Annotated in this window: 15 protein-coding genes; 12 read left to right on the top strand and 3 right to left on the bottom strand. The window is 72.5% G+C overall.

The genetic code is table 11. The features are described 5' to 3' along the window. The first annotated feature begins 801 nt into the window (after positions 1–801). From AB0G32_RS16205 to AB0G32_RS16230, 6 genes are all read left to right on the top strand, one after another. Positions 802–1,629, top strand: a complete 828-nt coding sequence (locus AB0G32_RS16205; protein WP_361163002.1) for a glycogen debranching N-terminal domain-containing protein — start codon at positions 802–804, stop codon at positions 1,627–1,629. Positions 1,630–1,861: 232 nt separating this feature from the next. Next, a complete protein-coding gene (locus tag AB0G32_RS16210) occupies positions 1,862–2,620 on the top strand; it encodes an NUDIX hydrolase (protein WP_361163004.1) in 759 nt (252 codons plus the stop codon). Positions 2,621–2,740: 120 nt separating this feature from the next. Next, positions 2,741–4,786, top strand: coding sequence for an ABC transporter ATP-binding protein (locus tag AB0G32_RS16215; RefSeq protein ID WP_361163006.1), 2,046 nt, complete (start codon positions 2,741–2,743; stop codon positions 4,784–4,786). A 162-nt stretch (positions 4,787–4,948) separates the two neighbouring features. Beyond that, positions 4,949–5,836, top strand: a complete 888-nt coding sequence (locus AB0G32_RS16220; RefSeq protein ID WP_361163008.1) for an FCD domain-containing protein — start codon at positions 4,949–4,951, stop codon at positions 5,834–5,836. Positions 5,837–6,258: 422 nt separating this feature from the next. After that, entirely contained in the window at positions 6,259–7,785 is a 1,527-nt protein-coding gene (locus tag AB0G32_RS16225) for an RNA polymerase sigma factor (protein ID WP_361163010.1), read from the top strand. Between the two features lie 163 nt (positions 7,786–7,948). Then, on the top strand, positions 7,949–8,836 hold the full coding sequence (locus AB0G32_RS16230) for a serine protease (RefSeq protein ID WP_361163012.1): 888 nt from the start codon (positions 7,949–7,951) through the stop codon (positions 8,834–8,836). A gap of 131 nt (positions 8,837–8,967) precedes the next feature. Here the strand turns inward: AB0G32_RS16230 and AB0G32_RS16235 are convergent, their stop codons facing one another. Continuing rightward, complete coding sequence (locus tag AB0G32_RS16235) at positions 8,968–9,198, bottom strand: hypothetical protein (protein WP_361163014.1); 231 nt, start codon at positions 9,196–9,198, stop codon at positions 8,968–8,970. A gap of 441 nt (positions 9,199–9,639) precedes the next feature. Here AB0G32_RS16235 and AB0G32_RS16240 point away from each other — a divergent pair, with 441 nt between their 5' ends. The 6 genes from AB0G32_RS16240 (at position 9,640) to AB0G32_RS16265 (ending at position 16,550) form a co-directional block, all read left to right on the top strand. Next, positions 9,640–11,763 (top strand): DNA topoisomerase IV subunit B, encoded by a 2,124-nt coding sequence (locus AB0G32_RS16240; protein WP_361163016.1) that lies wholly within the window; start codon positions 9,640–9,642, stop codon positions 11,761–11,763. 227 nt (positions 11,764–11,990) lie between these two features. Then, positions 11,991–12,521: a DUF1453 domain-containing protein gene (locus AB0G32_RS16245; protein WP_361163018.1), complete on the top strand. Its 531-nt coding sequence runs from the start codon at positions 11,991–11,993 to the stop codon at positions 12,519–12,521. Continuing rightward, complete coding sequence (locus tag AB0G32_RS16250) at positions 12,518–13,672, top strand: sensor histidine kinase (protein WP_361163020.1); 1,155 nt, start codon at positions 12,518–12,520, stop codon at positions 13,670–13,672. Before AB0G32_RS16245 ends, AB0G32_RS16250 begins: the two co-directional genes overlap by 4 nt. After that, the gene (locus AB0G32_RS16255) at positions 13,669–14,352 is read left to right on the top strand and encodes a response regulator transcription factor (protein WP_361163022.1); all 684 of its coding nucleotides are present in this window, start codon (positions 13,669–13,671) and stop codon (positions 14,350–14,352) included. Before AB0G32_RS16250 ends, AB0G32_RS16255 begins: the two co-directional genes overlap by 4 nt. A 69-nt stretch (positions 14,353–14,421) precedes the next feature. Then, complete coding sequence (locus tag AB0G32_RS16260) at positions 14,422–14,961, top strand: DUF485 domain-containing protein (RefSeq protein ID WP_361163024.1); 540 nt, start codon at positions 14,422–14,424, stop codon at positions 14,959–14,961. Continuing rightward, positions 14,958–16,550, top strand: coding sequence for a cation acetate symporter (locus tag AB0G32_RS16265; RefSeq protein WP_361163026.1), 1,593 nt, complete (start codon positions 14,958–14,960; stop codon positions 16,548–16,550). The genes AB0G32_RS16260 and AB0G32_RS16265 overlap by 4 nt, the downstream gene beginning before the upstream one ends. A 114-nt stretch (positions 16,551–16,664) precedes the next feature. Here AB0G32_RS16265 and AB0G32_RS16270 read toward each other — a convergent pair whose 3' ends face one another. Together AB0G32_RS16270 and AB0G32_RS16275 are read right to left on the bottom strand one after the other, a co-directional pair. Then, on the bottom strand, positions 16,665–17,357 hold the full coding sequence (locus AB0G32_RS16270; RefSeq protein WP_361163028.1) for a response regulator: 693 nt from the start codon (positions 17,355–17,357) through the stop codon (positions 16,665–16,667). Then, the gene (locus tag AB0G32_RS16275; RefSeq protein WP_361163030.1) at positions 17,354–19,042 is read right to left on the bottom strand and encodes a sensor histidine kinase; all 1,689 of its coding nucleotides are present in this window, start codon (positions 19,040–19,042) and stop codon (positions 17,354–17,356) included. Before AB0G32_RS16275 ends, AB0G32_RS16270 begins: the two co-directional genes overlap by 4 nt. Positions 19,043–19,082: the final 40 nt, after the last annotated feature.

The following is a 19,082-nucleotide window of genomic DNA, read 5'->3' on the forward strand; positions in this document are numbered from 1 at the left end:
AACCCGCGTCCTCCGCTCCGGAACCCGCGTCCTCCGCTCCGGAACCCGCGTCCTCCGCTCCGGAACCCGCGTCCTCCGCTCCGGAACCCGCGTCCTCCGCTCCGGAACCCGCGTCCTCCGCTCCGGAACCCGCGTCCTCCGCTCCGGAACGGGCTTCCGGCCGGCCGGCGCGCGCGTGCGCGGCGGATTCGGCGGGCGGCACCCGTCGCCGTCCCGGAGCGCAGGCCCGGGAGACGTCCACGAACCGCGTCCGTCCGCGCACCCGCGTGGGTGGCACACGTCCGGGAGCGGCGCAGACGGGCCGTACACGGCGAGCTGGGCGGCGACCGCATGGGTGAGAGCGGCGGATGCCCGAGTGAGCCGCCTCTGCCACGGGTGCCGGGCCGCGAGCGTGACCTGGAGGAGGCCGGTGCCGTTCACCTGAGTGGCGGAGCACCGGGACGGGCCGTGCTGCCGCGCCCCGCGCGCCCCTCGCGAGCGCGAACCCGGCACCGCTCCCGCCCGAGTCCTGTCGAGCGCAGAGGAAGTCCCCGTATGCACCAGCCGACTCCGCCCCACGCCGCCGACGGCACCGGTCCGGCTCCGGGCGACGCCGGGGTGTCTCGGGGCCTGCGGAGCCAGGATCAGGGACGAGAAATCGACTTACGGATGAATCCACCTGAGGCTGCCGCCGCGCCCACTCTCCCCCTTCCTCCCTTTCCGCTTCCTCCCTCCCCTCCCTCCCCTCCCTCTCCTCCTCTCCGGAACGCCGTCCGTCCGGGAGGGCGGCGGTCCGGTGTTCTGCCGTCCGCCCACGACGTCATGATCTGCGTCGCGCTCCCGGGGCTGGCCGTCTCGACCGGCCAGGGACAGCTGGCCGGCCGTGGGCTGGAGGGGTTCTACCGCGAAGGCCGCCGGCTGCTCTCCCGCTGCCGGCTGCTCGTGGCGGGCCGCGAACCGGTCCCCGTGCAGGCGCACCGGACCGCCGCCGACCGTGCCCGCTTCGTCGGGACCGTGCGGATCTCCTCAACACCGGGGCCGGACCCGGACGTGGTGGTCGAGCGGATCCGGCAGGCGGACGGCACGGAGCGGATCACTCTGCGCAACTGGGCCCCCCGCCCGGTACGTCTGCCCGTCGAACTGTCCCTCGGCACGGATCTGGCCGACCTCAGTGCGATCGCGGCGGGTACCGAGGGACAGGACCTGCCCGCCACCGTGCACGACTCGGGCCTGCGCTGGTCCTGCGCGGACGGAACGTCCTCGGTGACGACGGACCCGTCCCCCGCCGACGCGCTGGCCTCCGCGGGAGTGCTGCGCTGGGAGTTCGAACTGCCCCCGGGCGGCAGCCGGACCCTGGAGCTGCGGGTGCGGCCGGGTGGCGCGGGACCGGTCAGGGCCGTCGGCCACGCGGCGAACAGCCCGTTCGCGCCCGCCGCCGCGAGGGGCGACGACCCGGGGGTGGCGGCGTTCCTCCGGGCGAGCGTCGAAGCGTGCCCCTGCCGCATCCGGCGGCCTGCCGTCCGGCGAGCACCGCCGCGGCGGCCGGTGTGCTGCTGCTCACCACGCTCGCGGGCATCCGCCCCGACGCCCCCGCCGGAACGGTGGCACTGCACCCCCTGCGTGGCACCCCCCTGGGAGAGATCGGCCTGACCGGACTGCGGGTCGCGGGCGCCCCCTTCGCCGTACGGGTCAGCAGACTGGGTCTCGCCATGGTCGAGGAGGCGGCCGAAGGGCTTCAGTTAGGGGTGTGACCTGGCCGGACATGCACCGCACGTCAACCGGGAGCAGACGGTGGGCCCCCTCTCCGCAGCCCGCTGGACCAGCGGCCGGCGGACGCGTCGAAGGGCGTGTTTATCGTCAGGCAGACGACTATGATCGCGGCATGCCCTACGACCCGTCAGCCTTCCCGCCCTTCGCCGTCACAGTGGACCTGGTCGTGCTGACCGTGCGGCGCCACTCCCTGTGCTCGCTGGCGGTGCGCAGGGGCGAGTCGCCGTACCAGGGGCGCTGGGCCCTTCCCGGGGGCTTCGTGCGGGCCGACGAGAACCTGGCCCAGGCCGCGGCGCGCGAACTCGCGGAGGAGACCGGACTGTGCGTCCACGACCCCGCCGCGCCCGCCCAGGACAACGGCGCCCACCTCGAACAACTGGCGACGTACGGCGACCCCGAGCGCGATCCCCGGATGCGGGTGGTGAGCGTTGCCCACCTCGCTCTGGCGCCCGACCTGCCCGCACCCCGGGCGGGCGGCGACGCCAGCAACGCCCGCTGGGCGTCGGTCGAGGAGTTGCTGGAACAGGGCTCCTACGGCCGTGAGGGCGAGTCCGTCGCCCCCCTGGCCTTCGACCACGCACAGATCCTGGCCGACGGCGTGGAACGGGCCCGCTCCAAGATCGAGTACTCGTCGCTGGCCACGGCGTTCTGCCCGCCCGAGTTCACGGTGGGCGAGCTGCGCCGCGTCTACGAGGCGGTGTGGGGAGTGGCGCTGGACCCGCGCAACTTCCACCGCAAGGTCACGGGCACCCCGGGCTTTCTCGTTCCCACCGGCGGCACGACCACCCGCCAAGGCGGGCGCCCGGCCCAGCTCTTCCGCGCGGGCGGGGCGACCCTGCTCAACCCGCCCATGCTGCGGCCCGAGGTCTGACGCCCCGCCCGCGAAGTGCGCCAGCCGCAGGGCGCCCCGGGCCCGAAGCGCCGAGCCTCCGGTGCCGAGCGGGCCTTGCGTTGCCCGGAAAACCGGACATACCGCGCTATCTTGCTGCGAGTGATCCAGGCCTTCGGACTGACCAGCACGCCACGCAAAGAGCTTCCGCCAGCCGTCGACGACGTCTCCTTCGAGGCACGCGCGGGTCGCGTCACCGCGCTGCTCGGAGCGCCGGGCGCCGGCAAGACGACGGTGCTCAGACTCATGCTCGAACTGCAACGGGGTCGAGGCATCACGCACTTCAGAGGCCGACCCCTGCACCGGATCGCCCACCCGTCACGCGAAGTCGGCGTGCTGCTGGGGGAGGTGCCAGGACACCCGGCCCGTACCGTGCGCGGACATCTGCGCATGCTGTCCGCGGCGGCCGGTGTCCCGGTCCGGCGCGCCGACGAAGTGCTGGAAGCGGTCGGGCTCGTGAGCCTGCGCGACGAACGCCTCGGCACCCTGTCGCGCGGCATGGACCGCCGTCTCGGTCTCGCCTGTGCCCTGCTGGCCGACCCGCACACCCTCGTCCTCGACGGCCCCGCCGAGGGGCTCTCCGTACGCGAGAGCCGCTGGCTGCACGACGCCCTGCGCACGTACGTGGTCCAGGGCGGCACGGTCCTGTACACCACGGCCGACCCCAAGGAGGCCGCGCGCGCCGCCGACCACGTCGTGACGCTGGAGCGGGGCAAGGTCGTCGCCGACCAGCGGGCGACGGACTTCGCACGTACCCGGCTGCGCCCTCGCGTCACCGTCCGCAGCCCGCACGCCGCCCGCCTTGCCACGCTCCTCACCAAGGAGGCGCGCACCGCTCACCGTTCGGTCGAGGTGGTCCGTGACGGGGGCAACCGCCTCTCCGTGTACGGCAGTACGTGCGCGGACGTCGGCGAGACCGCGTTCCGTCACGGCATCCTCGTCCACCAACTGGCGCACGAGGTAGGTGACATGGGGCCCAGCGAGGGGGTGGAGGAGGGGCAAGTGGAGAGGCAGACCGGCGCCTCCGCCGGGACCGGTACGGAATCCGACGGACCGCCCGACACCGTGGCCACGACCGAGACGACCGAGACGGCCGGGACGGCCGGGACGACCCCGACAACCGAGACGACCGCGCAGCAGACGGCAGCCCACGCCCGACCGACAGCTGCCGCGGCCGAGGCGGAGCGCCCGGCCGGGCCGGGCCGACCGGACAGCGTGCCCCGCCCCATCGCGCCGACGTCGGTTCACCGCGCCCCCTCCCGTGCCCGGCCCCGCACCGCTTCCACCGCCCCTTCCCGCACCCCCTCCCTCACCCCCGGCAACGACACCGGCGCCGCCGCGCCGTCCGCCCTCCCGCCCCCCATCTCCGTCCGTTCCGCACCCAGCCCGCTCCGCCCCCTCCGCTACGAGCTCCGCCGCGTCGCCGGTGTCGGCACCGGGCTCGTCACCTGCGCGGTCGTACTCGTCCTGTCCGCCGTCGCCGCCGTACTCCTCGCCCGTGTCGGACACACTCCGCAACCGCGGCTGCTGGCCGCGTGGCCGCGGGAGGTGCCCCTGCCGCCGGCGGCGCTGGGGGCGGGGCTGCTGGGGGCGCTCGCGTTCGGTGACGAGTTCCGCCATCCCGCCCTGGCGGCGGATCGCGGCACCGTGCCCCGCCGGCTGGGGCTGCTGACCGCCAAACTCGTCGTCTCCGCCGGCACCGCGCTGCTGCTGGCCGTCCTCACGGTCGGCTGCGACGCACAGGTGCTCCACCTGTTCTACGGACGGGAGCTCGCGCGGGTTCCCGCCGACTGGCTGTCCCTCGGCGCGGGTTGGGCCGGCCTGGTGATCGGCTGCGCCTGGGCCGGAGTACTGGCCGCGGGTCTCTTCCGGTCCACCACGGCCGGACTCGCGGCCGTGGTCGCCGTGCCGGTCCTCGTCGTCCCGCTCGTACAGAAGGTCTGGAACGGCCGGTCCGTACGCACCGCCGCGGATTTCCCGATGCGGGTGCGCGAGGTCCTCCTGACTCAGTGGCCCTTCGGCGGCGAGCGCTACGTGGCGGCGGTGCTCCGCGCGCTCGTCCAACCCGTGGGCAGCGCGCTGGCGTTGTCGCTCACCGCGCTGCTCTGTGCGTATCTGCTCACGACCCTGCGCGGACGGGTCCGATGACGACCGCCCGGACCCCTCCGGTCCGGGCCTGCGCGCAACTCCCCGAGGAAAGTCCATTTCTTTCCGATAAGGCGTCAATTGCGAAGGGGTGAGCGATCACCCTTTCGTGTGCTTTTCACCAAAGACCTCAAGGGAGTTGGGAACGGCGCCGACAAAGGATGCGTGAGTACCCTTGCGCACACCATGATGACCGCCGCCCGCTCCGCAGACTCCGGCCTCCAGGGCTCGGGCGAACTCGACCGCTACCCCTACGCCGAGACGCCTGGCGTCGACCGCGTCGGGGCCCCCGCCTGGGAAGGGGCGGACCCCGAACTGGGCCGCGTGGGCCGGCGCACCGCCGGCAACCGCGGCCGCGGACTGCACGGACAACTGGTTCAGCAGCTCGGTCAGATGATCGTTTCTGGCGACCTGGGCGCGGACCGCCCCCTGGTGCCCGAGGAGATCGGCCAGCGCTTCGAGGTGTCCCGCACCGTGGTCCGGGAGTCGTTGCGCGTCCTGGAGGCCAAGGGGCTGGTGAGCGCCCGGCCGAACGTGGGCACGCGCGTGCGTCCGGTCTGCGACTGGAACCTGCTGGACCCGGACATCATCGAGTGGCGGGCCTTCGGGCCGCAGCGCGACGACCAGCGCCGTGAGCTGACCGAGCTGCGTCTGACGATCGAGCCGCTGGCCGCGCGGCTGGCCGCCGGGCACGGCCGGGAGGACGTGCAGCAGCGCCTCTCCGACATGGTCGGCGTCATGGGGCACGCCATGGCGCAGGGTGATGCCCTCACCTTCTCCCGCGCCGACGCGGAATTCCACATGCTGCTCATCCAGGTCGCCGGCAACCGCATGCTGGAGCACCTCTCCGGGATCGTGGGCGCCGCCCTCCAGGTCTCGGGCAACCCGGTCACGGGCTGTGACCGGCCCAACGACGTGTCGCTGGCGCAGCACGCGCGGATCGCCGACGCCCTCGCCGCCGGTGACGGCGCGGCGGCCGAGGCGGCCATGCGTCAACTGCTCACCGTCCACCCCGAGGTGGAGCGCGTGGTGCCCGCCCCGCGCGAGCACTGACCGCGCCCGCACCGGCGGCGCGGCCGGCCACGCCATCCCCCTCCTGTGGCGGTGTCCGGCCGGGTCGCCGCCGCCGCCGACCCCGCAGCGCCTGGACGGCTCTGCGGGGTCGACGGTGTGACGTCGCACTTCTGGCGCGATCGGGCCGGACCGGTGTCATCGCTGATCCCTTCTGACAGCATCTGGCCGAGTTTGCTCCCTTACGGGGTGTGACTCGGGCCACGCGGATTGGGCGTAACGCTCGTGGGAACAACGCGATGACCTAAGAGGTGACAGCCGCGGAGGGAATACGGACGCCGTTCACGGCGCTGTGCTTCTCCCCGGCCCCCGCCCGCGCCGTCGGCCCATCCCCAAGCCGGCGGTCGGCTCCTGTCCGCCAGGACGGGGCCGGAAGCCGTTTTCAACGTTCCGAGAGGTTGTTCGTGTCGGCCAGCACATCCCGTACGCTCCCGCCGGAGATCGCCGAGTCCGTCTCTGTCATGGCGCTCATTGAGCGGGGAAAGGCTGAGGGGCAGATCGCCGGCGATGACGTGCGTCGGGCCTTCGAAGCTGACCAGATTCCGGCCACTCAGTGGAAGAACGTACTGCGCAGCCTCAACCAGATCCTCGAGGAAGAGGGTGTGACGCTGATGGTCAGTGCCGCGGAGCCCAAGCGCACCCGAAAGAGCGTCGCAGCGAAGAGTCCCGCCAAGCGCACCGCCACCAAGACGGTCGCGGCCAAGACGGTGACCAGCAGGAAGACCGCCGCCAGCCCGGCGCCCCCCGCGGCCGAGCCCGCCGTCGAGGAAGAGGCGCCCGCCAAGAAGGCGGCGGCCAAGAAGACCACCGCCAAGAAGACGGCGGCGAAGAAGACCACCGCCGCGAAGAAGACGGCGGCCAAGAAGACCACGGCCAAGAAGGACGACGCCGAGGTCCTCGAGGACGAGGTGATCGAGGAGACCAAGGCCGAGGGCGAGCCCGAGGGCACCGAGGCCGCCGGATTCGTCCTGTCCGACGACGACGAGGACGACGCGCCGGCCCAGCAGGTCGCCGCAGCCGGCGCCACCGCCGACCCGGTCAAGGACTACCTCAAGCAGATCGGCAAGGTCCCCCTGCTCAACGCCGAGCAGGAGGTCGAGCTGGCCAAGCGCATCGAGGCGGGACTGTTCGCCGAGGACAAGCTGGCCAACTCCGACAAGCTGGCGCCGAAGCTCAAGCGCGAGCTGGAGATCATCGCCGAGGACGGCCGCCGCGCCAAGAACCACCTCCTGGAGGCCAACCTCCGTCTGGTGGTCTCCCTGGCCAAGCGCTACACCGGCCGCGGCATGCTCTTCCTGGATCTCATCCAGGAGGGCAACCTCGGTCTGATCCGCGCGGTGGAGAAGTTCGACTACACCAAGGGCTACAAGTTCTCCACGTACGCCACCTGGTGGATCCGGCAGGCGATCACCCGCGCGATGGCCGACCAGGCCCGCACCATCCGCATCCCGGTGCACATGGTCGAGGTCATCAACAAGCTCGCGCGCGTGCAGCGCCAGATGCTCCAGGACCTGGGCCGCGAGCCCACCCCGGAGGAGCTGGCCAAGGAACTCGACATGACCCCGGAGAAGGTCATCGAGGTCCAGAAGTACGGCCGTGAGCCCATCTCGCTGCACACCCCGCTGGGCGAGGACGGCGACAGCGAGTTCGGTGACCTCATCGAGGACTCCGAGGCGGTCGTCCCGGCCGACGCGGTCAGCTTCACGCTCCTCCAGGAGCAGCTGCACTCGGTCCTCGACACCCTTTCCGAGCGCGAGGCGGGCGTCGTCTCCATGCGTTTCGGTCTCACCGACGGTCAGCCGAAGACCCTCGACGAGATCGGCAAGGTCTACGGCGTCACGCGCGAGCGGATCCGCCAGATCGAGTCCAAGACGATGTCCAAGCTGCGCCACCCCTCGCGCTCCCAGGTGCTGCGCGACTACCTCGACTAGGTCAGGACGACCGGTCGGCAAGGGCCCGTCTCCCCTCCGGGAGGCGGGCCCTTCGCCATGTCTTGCAGGCCGGCGGGCCCGTTCGCGCGTGCGCGCGGGGTGCGGGGCGACGCCGAGTGGATCACTCTGGGTGTTTCACGAACACACGGAGTGAGGAGTCTGTATGCGCCGTCCTTTCGCTCGGACGCTGGCCCGGCCGCTGGTGCTGGCGGCCACCGCGACCGCCATACCGCTGGTGTCACCGCTGGCGGCCGCGCACCCCGCGGCCGCCGACAGCGTCGTCGTCGGGGGCTTCCCGGTGGAGGCCGCCGACAGTCCGTGGACGGTGGCGCTGTCCAGCCGTGACCGGTTCGGGGGGACGCGGGCGGGGCAGTTCTGCGGGGCGGTGGCCGTCGGCCGGACCACCGTGCTCACGGCGGCCCACTGCCTGGGTCAGGAGGTCCTCGGGACACCGCCCGAGCAGGTGGGTGACCTGAAGGTCGTCGCGGGCCGTACGGACCTGCTGGCGGACGGGGGCGCGGAGATCCCGGTGCGCGATGTCTGGGTGAACCCGGACCACGACGACGTCAGCAACACCGGCGACTTCGCGGTGCTCACCCTCGTCAGGGCGCTGCCGGCCGGCTCCGCCCTGGCCATGGCGGCCGACGGGGACGCCGCCTACGAACCGGGAACGGCCGCGGTGGTCTACGGCTGGGGCGACACCTCGGGGGCCGGGGACTACGCGAACAGCCTGCACGGATCACGTGTGCAGGTGCTTCCCGACTCCGTCTGCGAGCAGGCGTATCCGGGCAGTGCCGAAGGGCAGTACCGCCCTACGACGATGCTGTGCGCCGGGGACCAGGCCGGTGGCCGGGACGCCTGCCAGGGGGACAGCGGCGGGCCGCTGGTGGCCAGGGGCAAGCTGATCGGGCTGGTGTCCTGGGGGAGCGGCTGCGGGCAGACGGGCAGCCCGGGGGTCTATACGCGCGTCTCCGCCGTCCTGAGCAGCCTGGGGTGGAACCCGGCCGCCGCCGCCTCCGAGGGCGGCACGAGGGCGTCCGGCAGGGCCTGAGGGGCCTCCGCGCCCCACCGGCAGCGCGGCCGCGAGTCCTGGACGAGAGCGAGGGCGGTCCGCCTCCTGGTAGGGAGGCGGACCGCCCTCACCGGCCTGTGCCGGGTTCGCTCGTCGTGGGACGCGAAAGGTCAGCGCTCTTCTTCTGAGTCGCTTGCCGGAACGGAGGTCAGGCGCTCGCTCTCGTCCTGTATCTCAGCGGCGATCTTCTTGAGTTCCGGCTCGAACTTGCGCCCGTGGTGGGCGCAGAAGAGCAGTTCTCCGCCGCTCAGCAGGACGACGCGCAGGTAGGCCTGGGCGCCGCAGCGGTCGCAACGGTCGGCGGCCGTAAGCGGGCTCGGGGAAGTCAGAACAGTAGTCACGTCGCCTCTTCTCTAGCTCGACGAGCTGTCGTACCAGGGTCAACATCCAACCAGCCCCAAAACGTTCCCGCTCGTGGCTTTTCCTCGAAACTTTTTTCCGAGGAGGCTGGCTGTTGCCGGTTGGCGGCGAATGTGCCGTATTGCGTGTCTATGTGTCTTACGGGTTCGCGCTGTCGGTCGGTGTCGGTCCCCGCCGGCTGGCTTGCCGGTTGTTCATGAGGACGTGCCCGGAGCCTAAATGGTTCATGCCTCGAAGGGAACGTGATGTGTACTTCACTCCATCGAGGGATCGAACAGGTATGCGACCGTGGACTAGGCTGCCTCCGCGACGAGGGTGGCGTTACAACGGCTCTACCAGGGCTCGGTACCCTCTGAGCGGTGAACGAAGCCGCGCCCTTACCCAACAGGGCCCCATCTGAAATTCAGCGAGGAGCGAACCGCGTGACCGCCGAGACGTCCGTGCCGTCCACTGCGCTGCTGGCAGGAGCAGACCGGGACGGTTCCAACTACACCGCGCGGCACCTGCTCGTCCTCGAGGGGCTCGAGGCCGTACGCAAGCGCCCCGGTATGTACATCGGGTCGACCGACAGCCGCGGTCTCATGCACTGCCTGTGGGAGATCATCGACAACTCCGTCGACGAGGCACTGGGCGGCTACTGCGACCACATCGACGTGACCCTCCACGACGACGGCTCGGTGGAGGTCCGGGACAACGGCCGGGGCATCCCGGTCGACGTCGAGCCCAAGACCGGCCTCTCCGGTGTCGAGGTCGTCATGACCAAGCTGCACGCCGGCGGCAAGTTCGGCGGCGGCTCGTACGCCGCCTCCGGCGGTCTGCACGGCGTCGGCGCCTCCGTGGTGAACGCCCTGTCCGCGCGCCTGGACATCGAGGTGGACCGCAGCGGGCACACCCACGCCATCAGTTTCCGGCGCGGTGTCCCCGGCGGCTTCGCCGGGGCCGGGCCGGACGCCAGGTTCGAGGCCGCGAGCGGACTGCGCAAGGCCAGGAAGATCCCGAAGTCCCGCACCGGCACCCGGGTGCGCTACTGGGCGGACCGGCAGATCTTCCTCAAGGACGCCAAGCTCTCCCTCGACACGCTGCACCAGCGGGCCCGCCAGACCGCCTTCCTGGTGCCCGGCCTGACCATCGTCGTCCGGGACGAGTTCGGCCTCGGCGAGGGCGGCAGCAAGGGCGAGGAGTCCTTCCGCTTCGACGGCGGCATCAGCGAGTTCTGCGAGTACCTGGCCAATGACCGGGGTATCTGCGACGTCCTCCGCTTCACCGGGCAGGGCACCTTCAAGGAGACCGTCCCGGTCCTGGACGAGCACGGCCAGATGACGCCCACGGAGGTCACCCGCGACCTCGGCGTGGATGTGGCGATGCGCTGGGGCACCGGCTACGACACGACCCTCAAGTCGTTCGTCAACATCATCGCCACGCCCAAGGGCGGCACCCACGTCGCCGGCTTCGAGCAGGCCGTCGCCAAGACCATGAACGAGGTGCTGCGCGCCAAGAAGCTGCTGCGCGTCGCCGAGGACGACGTCGTCAAGGACGATGCGCTCGAAGGGCTCACGGCGGTCGTCACGGTGCGTCTGGCCGAGCCGCAGTTCGAGGGGCAGACCAAGGAGGTGCTCGGCACCTCGGCGGCCCGCCGCATCGTGAACAACGTGATCACCAAGGAACTCAAGGCGTTCCTGACCTCCACCAAGCGCGACGCCGCCCAGCAGGCGCGGGTCGTCATGGAGAAGGCGGTCGCCGCGGCCCGCACCCGCATCGCCGCCCGCCAGCACAAGGACGCCCAGCGCCGCAAGACGGCCCTGGAGTCCTCCTCGCTGCCCGCCAAGCTGGCCGACTGCCGCAGCGACGACGTCGACCGCAGCGAGCTGTTCATCGTCGAGGGGGACTCCGCGCTCGGCACCGCGAAGCTCGCCCGGAACTCCGAGTTCCAGGCGCTGCTGCCGATCCGCGGCAAGATCCTCAACGTCCAGAAGTCGTCCGTGACCGACATGCTGAAGAACGCCGAGTGCGGCGCGATCATCCAGGTCATAGGGGCCGGCTCGGGACGGACCTTCGACATCGACACGGCGCGCTACGGCAAGATCATCATGATGACCGACGCCGACGTCGACGGCTCGCACATCCGTACGCTGCTGCTGACCCTCTTCCACCGCTACATGCGGCCGATGGTCGAGGCCGGCCGGGTCTTCGCCGCGGTGCCGCCGCTGCACCGCATCGAGATCACCCAGCCGAAGAAGGGCCAGGACAAGTACGTCTACACGTACTCGGACCGCGAGCTGCGCGACAAGCTCATGGAGTTCCAGAGCAAGGGCGTCCGGTACAAGGACTCCATCCAGCGCTACAAGGGACTCGGTGAGATGGACGCCGACCAGCTGGCCGAGACGACCATGGACCCGCGGCGCCGGACCCTGCGCCGGATCAACCTCACCGACCTGGAGGCCGCCGAGCAGGTCTTCGACCTGCTGATGGGCAACGACGTCGCGCCGCGCAAGGAGTTCATCTCGAACTCGGCGGCGACGCTCGACCGGTCGCGGATCGACGCGTAGCCGGTTGATCGAGCGGCCACGGAGAGGTTGCGGACTGACCGGGGGCCGTGCTGAGCGGGAGCGGAGCCGTCACCGAGACGTCTCCACCCGTGGGTGGAGCCGGCCCCATGCGCGGCTCCACCCATGATCCACCCGGGCGCCGATCATCCGGCCCGTTGCTTTCCGTAGCGTCGGGGATGTCGGCAGGACTCGCTGCCGACATCCCGTTCTCGCACACGGAGGCTTCGATGTCCGGCGCTGTCGACGCATTGGCGATCGTGGTCGTGGTCGGTCTGGTGATCTCTCGCCAGCTCCGCCCGAGCCGGATCAACACGGAGAAGCGCTGGTGGATAGCGCCCGTGGTCCTGGGCCTCGTCGCGCTCAGGCAGCCGGGACTGCTCGGCACCGGCCATCACACCGCGTCGGCGGCCCTGCTCGGCACTGAACTGCTCCTCGGAGCCACCGTCGGAGCCGGCCTGGCCTGGACCACCCGCATATGGGCGGAGGCCGACGGCACCGTCTGGAGCAGGGGCACCAGGGCGACCGCCTCGGTGTGGGGAGCCGGCATCGCCGTCCGCGCCGCCGTGTTCGTCCTCGGTTCGGCTCTGGGCGTGCACCAGGACACCTCCGCCCTGCTGCTCGCCGTCGCGGCCACCCTGCTGGCCCGCTCCGCGACCCTGGCCTGGCGGCTGAGCACCGTGCGCCCGACGGTCCCGGCGGCCGCGAGGTACGGTGCCGGCCTGCCCCGGTCCGCGCCCGCAGGGAAGGAACGTGTGTGACGGAGAACGTCTGGACGCGGTGGCCGTCCAAGGAAGCGCTCGGGCGGGAGCGGCGCTCGGGGCACCGGCGCCTGCTGGCCGTGGCCGTGCGGGTACTGGGGCTCGGCGCGCTCCTGTGGGGCGCGGTCGCCGGCGGCGAGAACGGGTGGGGCGCGGTCGGCGCCACGGCGGTGGTCCTGTTGTCCGTGGTGGTGGTCCGGGCGTTCTTCCGGACCACGCTCGCCCACCGGCTCCGGTCGTCCCTCGGCCTCGCCGCGGCTCTCCTCGGCCTCGCGGGCACAGCACAGGCCGCCGGCTACGAGGTCCCCGCGGCGGTCCTCTGGTGCGGGTGCGCGGTCATCGCGCTGGAGCGGCTCCCCCTCACGGCGGCGCTGCCCGTGGCCCTGGTGGCCTTCGCCGCCTACGCCGCGGTCGGCGGCAACACCTGGCCGAGCAGCGCCGCCCTGGCGGCCGGGCTGGCCCTGGGCGGATATGTCCTGCGGCTCGACGCGGAGGCCCGGGGACACGCACAGCGGCTGCTGGCCCAGGAGCGGGCCGCGCGGGCGGCCGAGGCGGAGTCGGCGGCGCTCGCCGAGCGGGCCCGCATCGCGCGGGAGATCCACGACGTGCTGGCGCACAGCCTGTCGGCCCAGATGGTGCACCTGGAGGCGGCGCGGCTGCTGATCGAGAGGGGAGCGGACCGGGACCGGATCCTGGAACGCGTGGTGGCGGCGCGGGGAATGGCCCGCGACGGCCTGGCCGAGACCCGGCAGGCGCTGTCCGCCCTGCGCGGAGAGCTGACGCCACTGGAGGACTTCCTGGAGCAACTCGTCGGCATGGCGGACGGCGCGCATACGAAGGTCACCATTACGGGTGAGCGCCGGCCGCTGCCGGCCGAGACGTCGCAGACGGTACGCCGGGTGGCCCAGGAGGCGATGACCAACGTCCGCAAGCACGCTCCGGGCGCGCGGGTACGGATGGTCCTCGACTACGGCACGCGGGAAGTGACCCTGGACGTCCGCGACTCGGGCGGTGGTTGCGGCGAACTCGCCGACGCGGGAGGCGGATACGGTCTCCTGGGCATGCGGGAGCGTGCCGAACTGCTGGGTGGCTCGCTGCGGGCAGGACCGGGCGAGGAGGGGTTCGTGGTGACGTTGAAGGTGCCCGTATGACGGGGGAGGTCCGGGGCAAGGACGCCCGGGTCGTTGTCGTGGACGATCAGACAGTGGTGCGCGAGGGCATCGTCATGCTGCTCGGGCTGCTGCCGGGCGTCGAGGTGGTGGGCGCCGCGGGTGACGGCGAGGAGGCGGTGCGGCTGGTGGCCGAGCTCGCTCCGGACGTCGTGCTGATGGACCTGCGCATGCCGCGGTGCGACGGGGTCGAGGCGACCCGGCGGATCCGGGCCGACCACCCGGGAACGCAGGTCGTGGTGCTCACGACGTACGTGAACGACGAGTCGCTGTTCCCGGCGCTGCGAGCGGGGGCGCGTGGTTACCTCACCAAGGACGCGGGAGGGGAGGAGATCGTGCGGGCCGTGCACAGCGTGCTCTCCGGGGACGCCGGTCTGTCCCCCGGCATCCAGCGACGGTTGCTGGAGCGGCTGTCGGAGCCGGAGGCGCGCCCGGCACCGCCGGCCGAGGCACCGGACGGGCTCACCGCGCGGGAGACCGAGGTGTTGGTACTGATCGCCGAGGGGCTCAGCAACCAGGAGATCGCCCGCAGGCTGCATGTCTCCACCGCGACGGTGAAGACCCACATCAACAACCTGTTCGCCAAGACCGGGATCAAGGACCGCGCGCAGGCGGTGCGTTACGCCTACGGAAAGGGACTTGTGCGGCCTCCTGCGGGGTGAGTCACCTGAAGGGGTGAAGAGCGGAGGGAAGAAGAGTCGGTGATCTTCCCGTTCTGTCCATCCTTGGGCATGCAGTCAAGCAACGATCGCCTCCGCGAGGCGGGGGCCTATGACGACCCTTGGTACGACGCCCTCGCCTCCGGATGGGGTGAGGCGATGGGTGCCGCCGCCCCCGCGGCGCCCGGTTCCCCGCCGCCGACCCGGCAGGAGCCGGGCAACGGGACCCCGGCGGGAGCCACGGCCACGGTGACGGCCACGGCCACGGCCACGGCTGCGGCTACCGCCGAGGTGTACGTGGAGGTGCAGGAGAGCGTGGCGTTCCGGGAGGTGCGGAGCCGGTACCGGAGGTTCGTGGTGCCGGCGGGGATCGGCTTCCTCGTGTGGTACCTGGGGTACGTGGTGGCGGCCACGACCGCGCCGGAGCTGATGGGCCGGCCGGTGGCGGGAGCGGTGAACGTGGCGATGCTCGCCGGGCTCGGCCAGTTCCTCACCACCTTCCTGCTGACCTGGGCCTACGCCCGGCATGCCCGGCTGCGCCGGGACCGGGCGGCACTGGAGCTGCGCTGGCTCACCCAGGAGCGGGCCCGGGCCCGGGGCGGTGCGGTGTGACCGGGGAGCACCAGACGCTGGCGCTGGCGCTGTTCAGCTGCTTCGTGGCGGTCACGCTGGGGATCACCACCTGGGTGAGCCGGCACCGGCGGGGATCGGCGGAGGAGTTCTACGCGGGCGGCCGGCTCTTCTCCCCGTTGGAGAATGGTTTTGCCATCGCGGGCGACTACATGTCCGCCGCGTCCTTCCTCGGCATCTCGGGCCTCATCGCGCTCTACGGCTACGACGGCATGCTCTACTCGGTGGGCTTCCTGGTGGCCTGGCTGGTGGTGCTGTTCCTCGTCGCCGAACTGGTGCGCAACTGCGGCCGGTTCACCCTGGCCGACGTGGTGGCGGCGCGGATGCGGGAGCGCCCGGTGCGGATCGCGGCGGGTACTTCATCGGTCACCGTGTCCGTGTTGTACCTGGTGGCGCAGATGGTGGGCGCCGGCAGCCTGGTCGCGCTGCTGCTCGGCGGCACCGGGGAGGCGGCGCGGGCCTGGACCGTCGTGGGCGTCGGCGCGCTCATGGTCGTCTATGTGTCGCTGGGCGGGATGCGGGCCACCACCTGGATCCAGATCGTGAAGGCGGTGCTGCTGCTCGGCGGCACGATGGCGCTGACCGCGCTGGTCCTGGTCCGATTCCACGGCGACTTCAACCAACTGCTGCTCAGCGCGGCCGGGCGCAGCGGGCACGGGGAGGCGTTCCTGGCGCCGGGGCTGAGGTACGGCGGGGACTGGACCGCCCGGCTCGACTTCATCAGCCTCGGACTCGCCCTGGTCCTGGGCACCGCCGGGCTGCCGCACATCCTGTCCCGCTTCTACACCGTGCCCACGGCCCGGGCGGCCCGGCGGTCGGTGGTGTGGGCCATCGGTCTGATCGGCGGGTTCTACCTGATGACGATCGTCCTCGGGTTCGGCGCCGCCGCGCTCGTCGGACCGGACGCGGTACGGCGGTCCAACGCGGCCGGGAACACGGCGGTGCCGCTGCTGGCGCTCGACCTGGGCGGCGGCCCGGACTCCACCGGCGGCACCGTGCTCTTCGCGGTCGTCGCCGCGGTCGCCTTCGCCACGATCCTCGCGGTGGTCGCCGGGATCACCCTGGCCTCCTCCGCGTCCGTCGCCCACGACCTGTACGCCTCGCTGCGCCGCCGCCGGGCCAAACCGCGCAGCGAGGTGGCCGTGGCCCGCTGCGCCGCGGTCGGCGTCGGGGCGGTGGCGATCGCCCTCGGACTGCTGGCCAGGGACCTCAACGTCGCCTTCCTGGTGGGCCTCGCCTTCGCCGTGGCAGCCTCCGCCAACCTGCCGGTCCTGCTGTACTCGCTGTTCTGGCGCCGCTTCACCACCCGCGGCGCCGTCTGGGCGGTCTACGGCGGACTCGTCCCGGCGATGCTGCTGGTGCTGGTGTCGCCGGTGGTGTCGGGCAGCCCGGGGGCGCTGTTCCCGGGCGCCGACTTCCGGTACTTCCCGTTGCAGAACCCCGGCCTGGTCTCGATCCCGCTGGGCTTCGTCGCGGGCTGGCTCGGCACCGTCACCTCCGCCGAGCCCGCGGACCGGGCCAAGCACGCGGAGACCGAGGTACGGGCGCTGACGGGGGCGGGCGCCGTGTGACGGAGCGCGCCCGCGGTGCCGTACCGGCCGGCGCGTGATCGCGGCGGTTGCCAGGGGAGGGCCGCTGTCCGTCCGGGCCGCTGTCCGTCCGGACCGGCCGTCCGTCCGGGCCCGTCAGCCGCCGGCTTCAGGCGCGGGTCGCCACACGTAACGGTGTTCCGGGCGGCCCGCGTCGCCGTAGCGCAGGGTCAGTCTGGCCCGTCCGGTGCGCTCCAGGAGCTTGAGATACCGCTGGGCGGTCTGCCGGCTCACGCCGGTCCGCTCGGCGATCTCCTGGGCCGACAGCGACCCGTCGACCCGCATCAGACACTGACGCACCAGCTCGGCGGTGGTGGGGGAGTGGCCCTTGGGCAGCCCGGGCTCGGACGGCGCCGACAGGGCCCCGAACATCCGGTCCACCTCGGCCTGTTCCGCCTCGCCGCCGCCGTCCAGGGTGCGGCGCAGTTCCGCGTACGCCTCCAGTTTGACCCGCAGCCCCGCGAAGGCGAACGGCTTGACCAGGTACTGAAGCGCGCCCTGGCGCATCGCGGCCTGCACGGTCGCCACGTCCCGCGCCGCCGTCACCATGATCACGTCGGACTGGTGGCCGCGCCGCCGCATCTCCTGGACCACCGTCAGACCGGTCCGGTCCGGCAGATAGTGGTCCATGAGCACGAGGTCGAGGCGCGGCAGCGTCTCCAGCCGGTGCAGCGCCTGGGCCGCGCTGTGCGCCGCGCCGGCCACGTGGAAGCCCGGCACCTTCTCGACGTAGGCGGCGTTCACGCGCGCGACGCGGGTGTCGTCGTCCACGACCAGGACCTCGATCATCGCGCTTCCTCCTCGCCGCCGGCCCCGACGGTTTCCGGCCGCGGGGAGGGCACCGTGACGTCCGCCGCGGGACCGGGCCCGGCCAGTGCCTCGGGCAGTACGACGGTGAACTCGGCGCCCCCGCCGGGCGCCGCACCGGCCACCGCGCTGCCGCCCTGCCGTTCGGCGAACGTCCTGACCAGGGACAGTCCGATGCCGCGGCGACGGTGCGCCGGCGGTTCCTTGGTGGACCATCCCTCGGTGAAGATCGTCTCGCGCTGTCCGGCGGGCACCCCCGGCCCGGTGTCGCGGACGCGCAGTACCGCCGTACGCCCCTCGCCCCGGAACTCCACCTCCACGCGCGCGCGGCGGGTACCGGCGGTGGCGTCGACGGCGTTGTCGACCAGGTTGCCGACGACGGTGACCAGTCCCCGGGGGTCGATCAGCCGGTCCGGCAGCCGGGTGCGGTCCGAGACCCACAGGGTGACGCCGCGCTCGGCCGCGACGGTCGCCTTGCCGACCAGCAGGGCGGCCAGCAGGGGGTCGGTGATCCGTTCGGTGATCTGTTCCGCGGTGGCCCGGTGGTTGCCGACCACCTCGCCGACGAACTCCGCGGCGTCGTCGTACATCTCCAGTTCCAGCAGCCCGAGCAAGGTGTGCATGCGGTTGGCGTGCTCGTGGTCCTGTGCGCGCAGGGCGTCGATCAGGCCCCGGGTGGAGTCCAGTTCGCGGCCGAGCTGTTCCAGTTCGGTGCGGTCGCGCAGGGTGGCGACGGCGCCGCCGTCGTCGGTGGGCATCCGGTTGGCGACCAGCACCCGCGGGCCGCGGACGGTGAGCAGGTCGGTGCCGGTCACCCGGCCGGCCAGCACATCGGCGGTACGTCCCGGGCCGAGGGCCGCGCCGGGGGTTCGGCCCACGGCCTCGTCGCCGAGGTCCAGCAGGCGCCGCGCCTCGTCGTTGAGGAGGCGGATCCGGCCCGCGCGGTCCAGGGCGACGACGCCCTCCCGGATGCCGTGCAGCATCGCCTCGCGCTCCGCGAGCAGCGCCGCGATGTCGGAGAAGGCGAGGTCCCGGGTCTGCCGCTGGACCCGGCGCGCGATCAGCCAGGCGGCCGGCGAGCCGACCGCCAGCGCGCCCCCGGCGTACGCGAACAGGCCGGGCACGGCGTGCAGCAGCCGGGCCCGGACGCTGTCGTAGGCGATGCCCACGGAGACCGCTCCGACGATGTCGCCGGTACTGTCGCGCAGCGGGACCTTGCCGCGGGCCGAGCGGCCCAGGGTGCCGTCGTCGATCTCCATCACCTCGTGCCCGGCCAGGGCCGCGCCGGGATCGGTCGACACGGCCGCGCCGATCCGGTCCGGATCGGTGTGCGACCAGCGCACCCCGCGCCGGTCCAGTACCACGACGTACTCCGCCCCGGTGGCCTGCCGGATCCGTTCCGCCTCCCGCTGCACCGGGCCGTCCGCCGTCGCGGGGGTACCGCGCAGGTCCGCCGCGAGCTGCGGCTGCTGTGCGGTGGTCTGCGCGATGGCGAGCGCCCGGCGCATCGCCTGGTCGTCCAGCTGGTCGCCGAGCGGCGCGAGGAACAGCCCGGTGGCGAGCACCGCGACTCCGGCGGCGATCGCCAGCTGCATCAGCAGTACCTGCGAGAACACCCGCCGGGGCAGGCCGAGGCGCAGGCGGCGCGGGGGAGTAGTGGGGCTCATGGCCCTCGACGGTACGTGGTGCGGGCGCGGGGCCGAAAAG

Source organism: Streptomyces sp. NPDC023723 (assembly GCF_040639815.1).
In the GTDB taxonomy this organism is placed as follows: Bacteria; Actinomycetota; Actinomycetes; order Streptomycetales; family Streptomycetaceae; genus Streptomyces.

Excerpts from the sequence above, each read along its gene's own strand:
- AB0G32_RS16205 (WP_361163002.1), top strand. The coding sequence starts at position 802 with ATGATCTGCGTCGCGCTCCCGGGGCTGGCCGTCTCGACCGGCCAGGGA.
- AB0G32_RS16210 (WP_361163004.1), top strand. The coding sequence starts at position 1,862 with ATGCCCTACGACCCGTCAGCCTTCCCGCCCTTCGCCGTCACAGTGGAC.
- AB0G32_RS16230 (WP_361163012.1), top strand. The coding sequence starts at position 7,949 with ATGCGCCGTCCTTTCGCTCGGACGCTGGCCCGGCCGCTGGTGCTGGCG.
- AB0G32_RS16245 (WP_361163018.1), top strand. The coding sequence starts at position 11,991 with ATGTCCGGCGCTGTCGACGCATTGGCGATCGTGGTCGTGGTCGGTCTG.
- AB0G32_RS16255 (WP_361163022.1), top strand. The coding sequence starts at position 13,669 with ATGACGGGGGAGGTCCGGGGCAAGGACGCCCGGGTCGTTGTCGTGGAC.
- AB0G32_RS16260 (WP_361163024.1), top strand. The coding sequence starts at position 14,422 with ATGCAGTCAAGCAACGATCGCCTCCGCGAGGCGGGGGCCTATGACGAC.
- AB0G32_RS16270 (WP_361163028.1), bottom strand. The coding sequence starts at position 17,357 with ATGATCGAGGTCCTGGTCGTGGACGACGACACCCGCGTCGCGCGCGTG.
- AB0G32_RS16275 (WP_361163030.1), bottom strand. The coding sequence starts at position 19,042 with ATGAGCCCCACTACTCCCCCGCGCCGCCTGCGCCTCGGCCTGCCCCGG.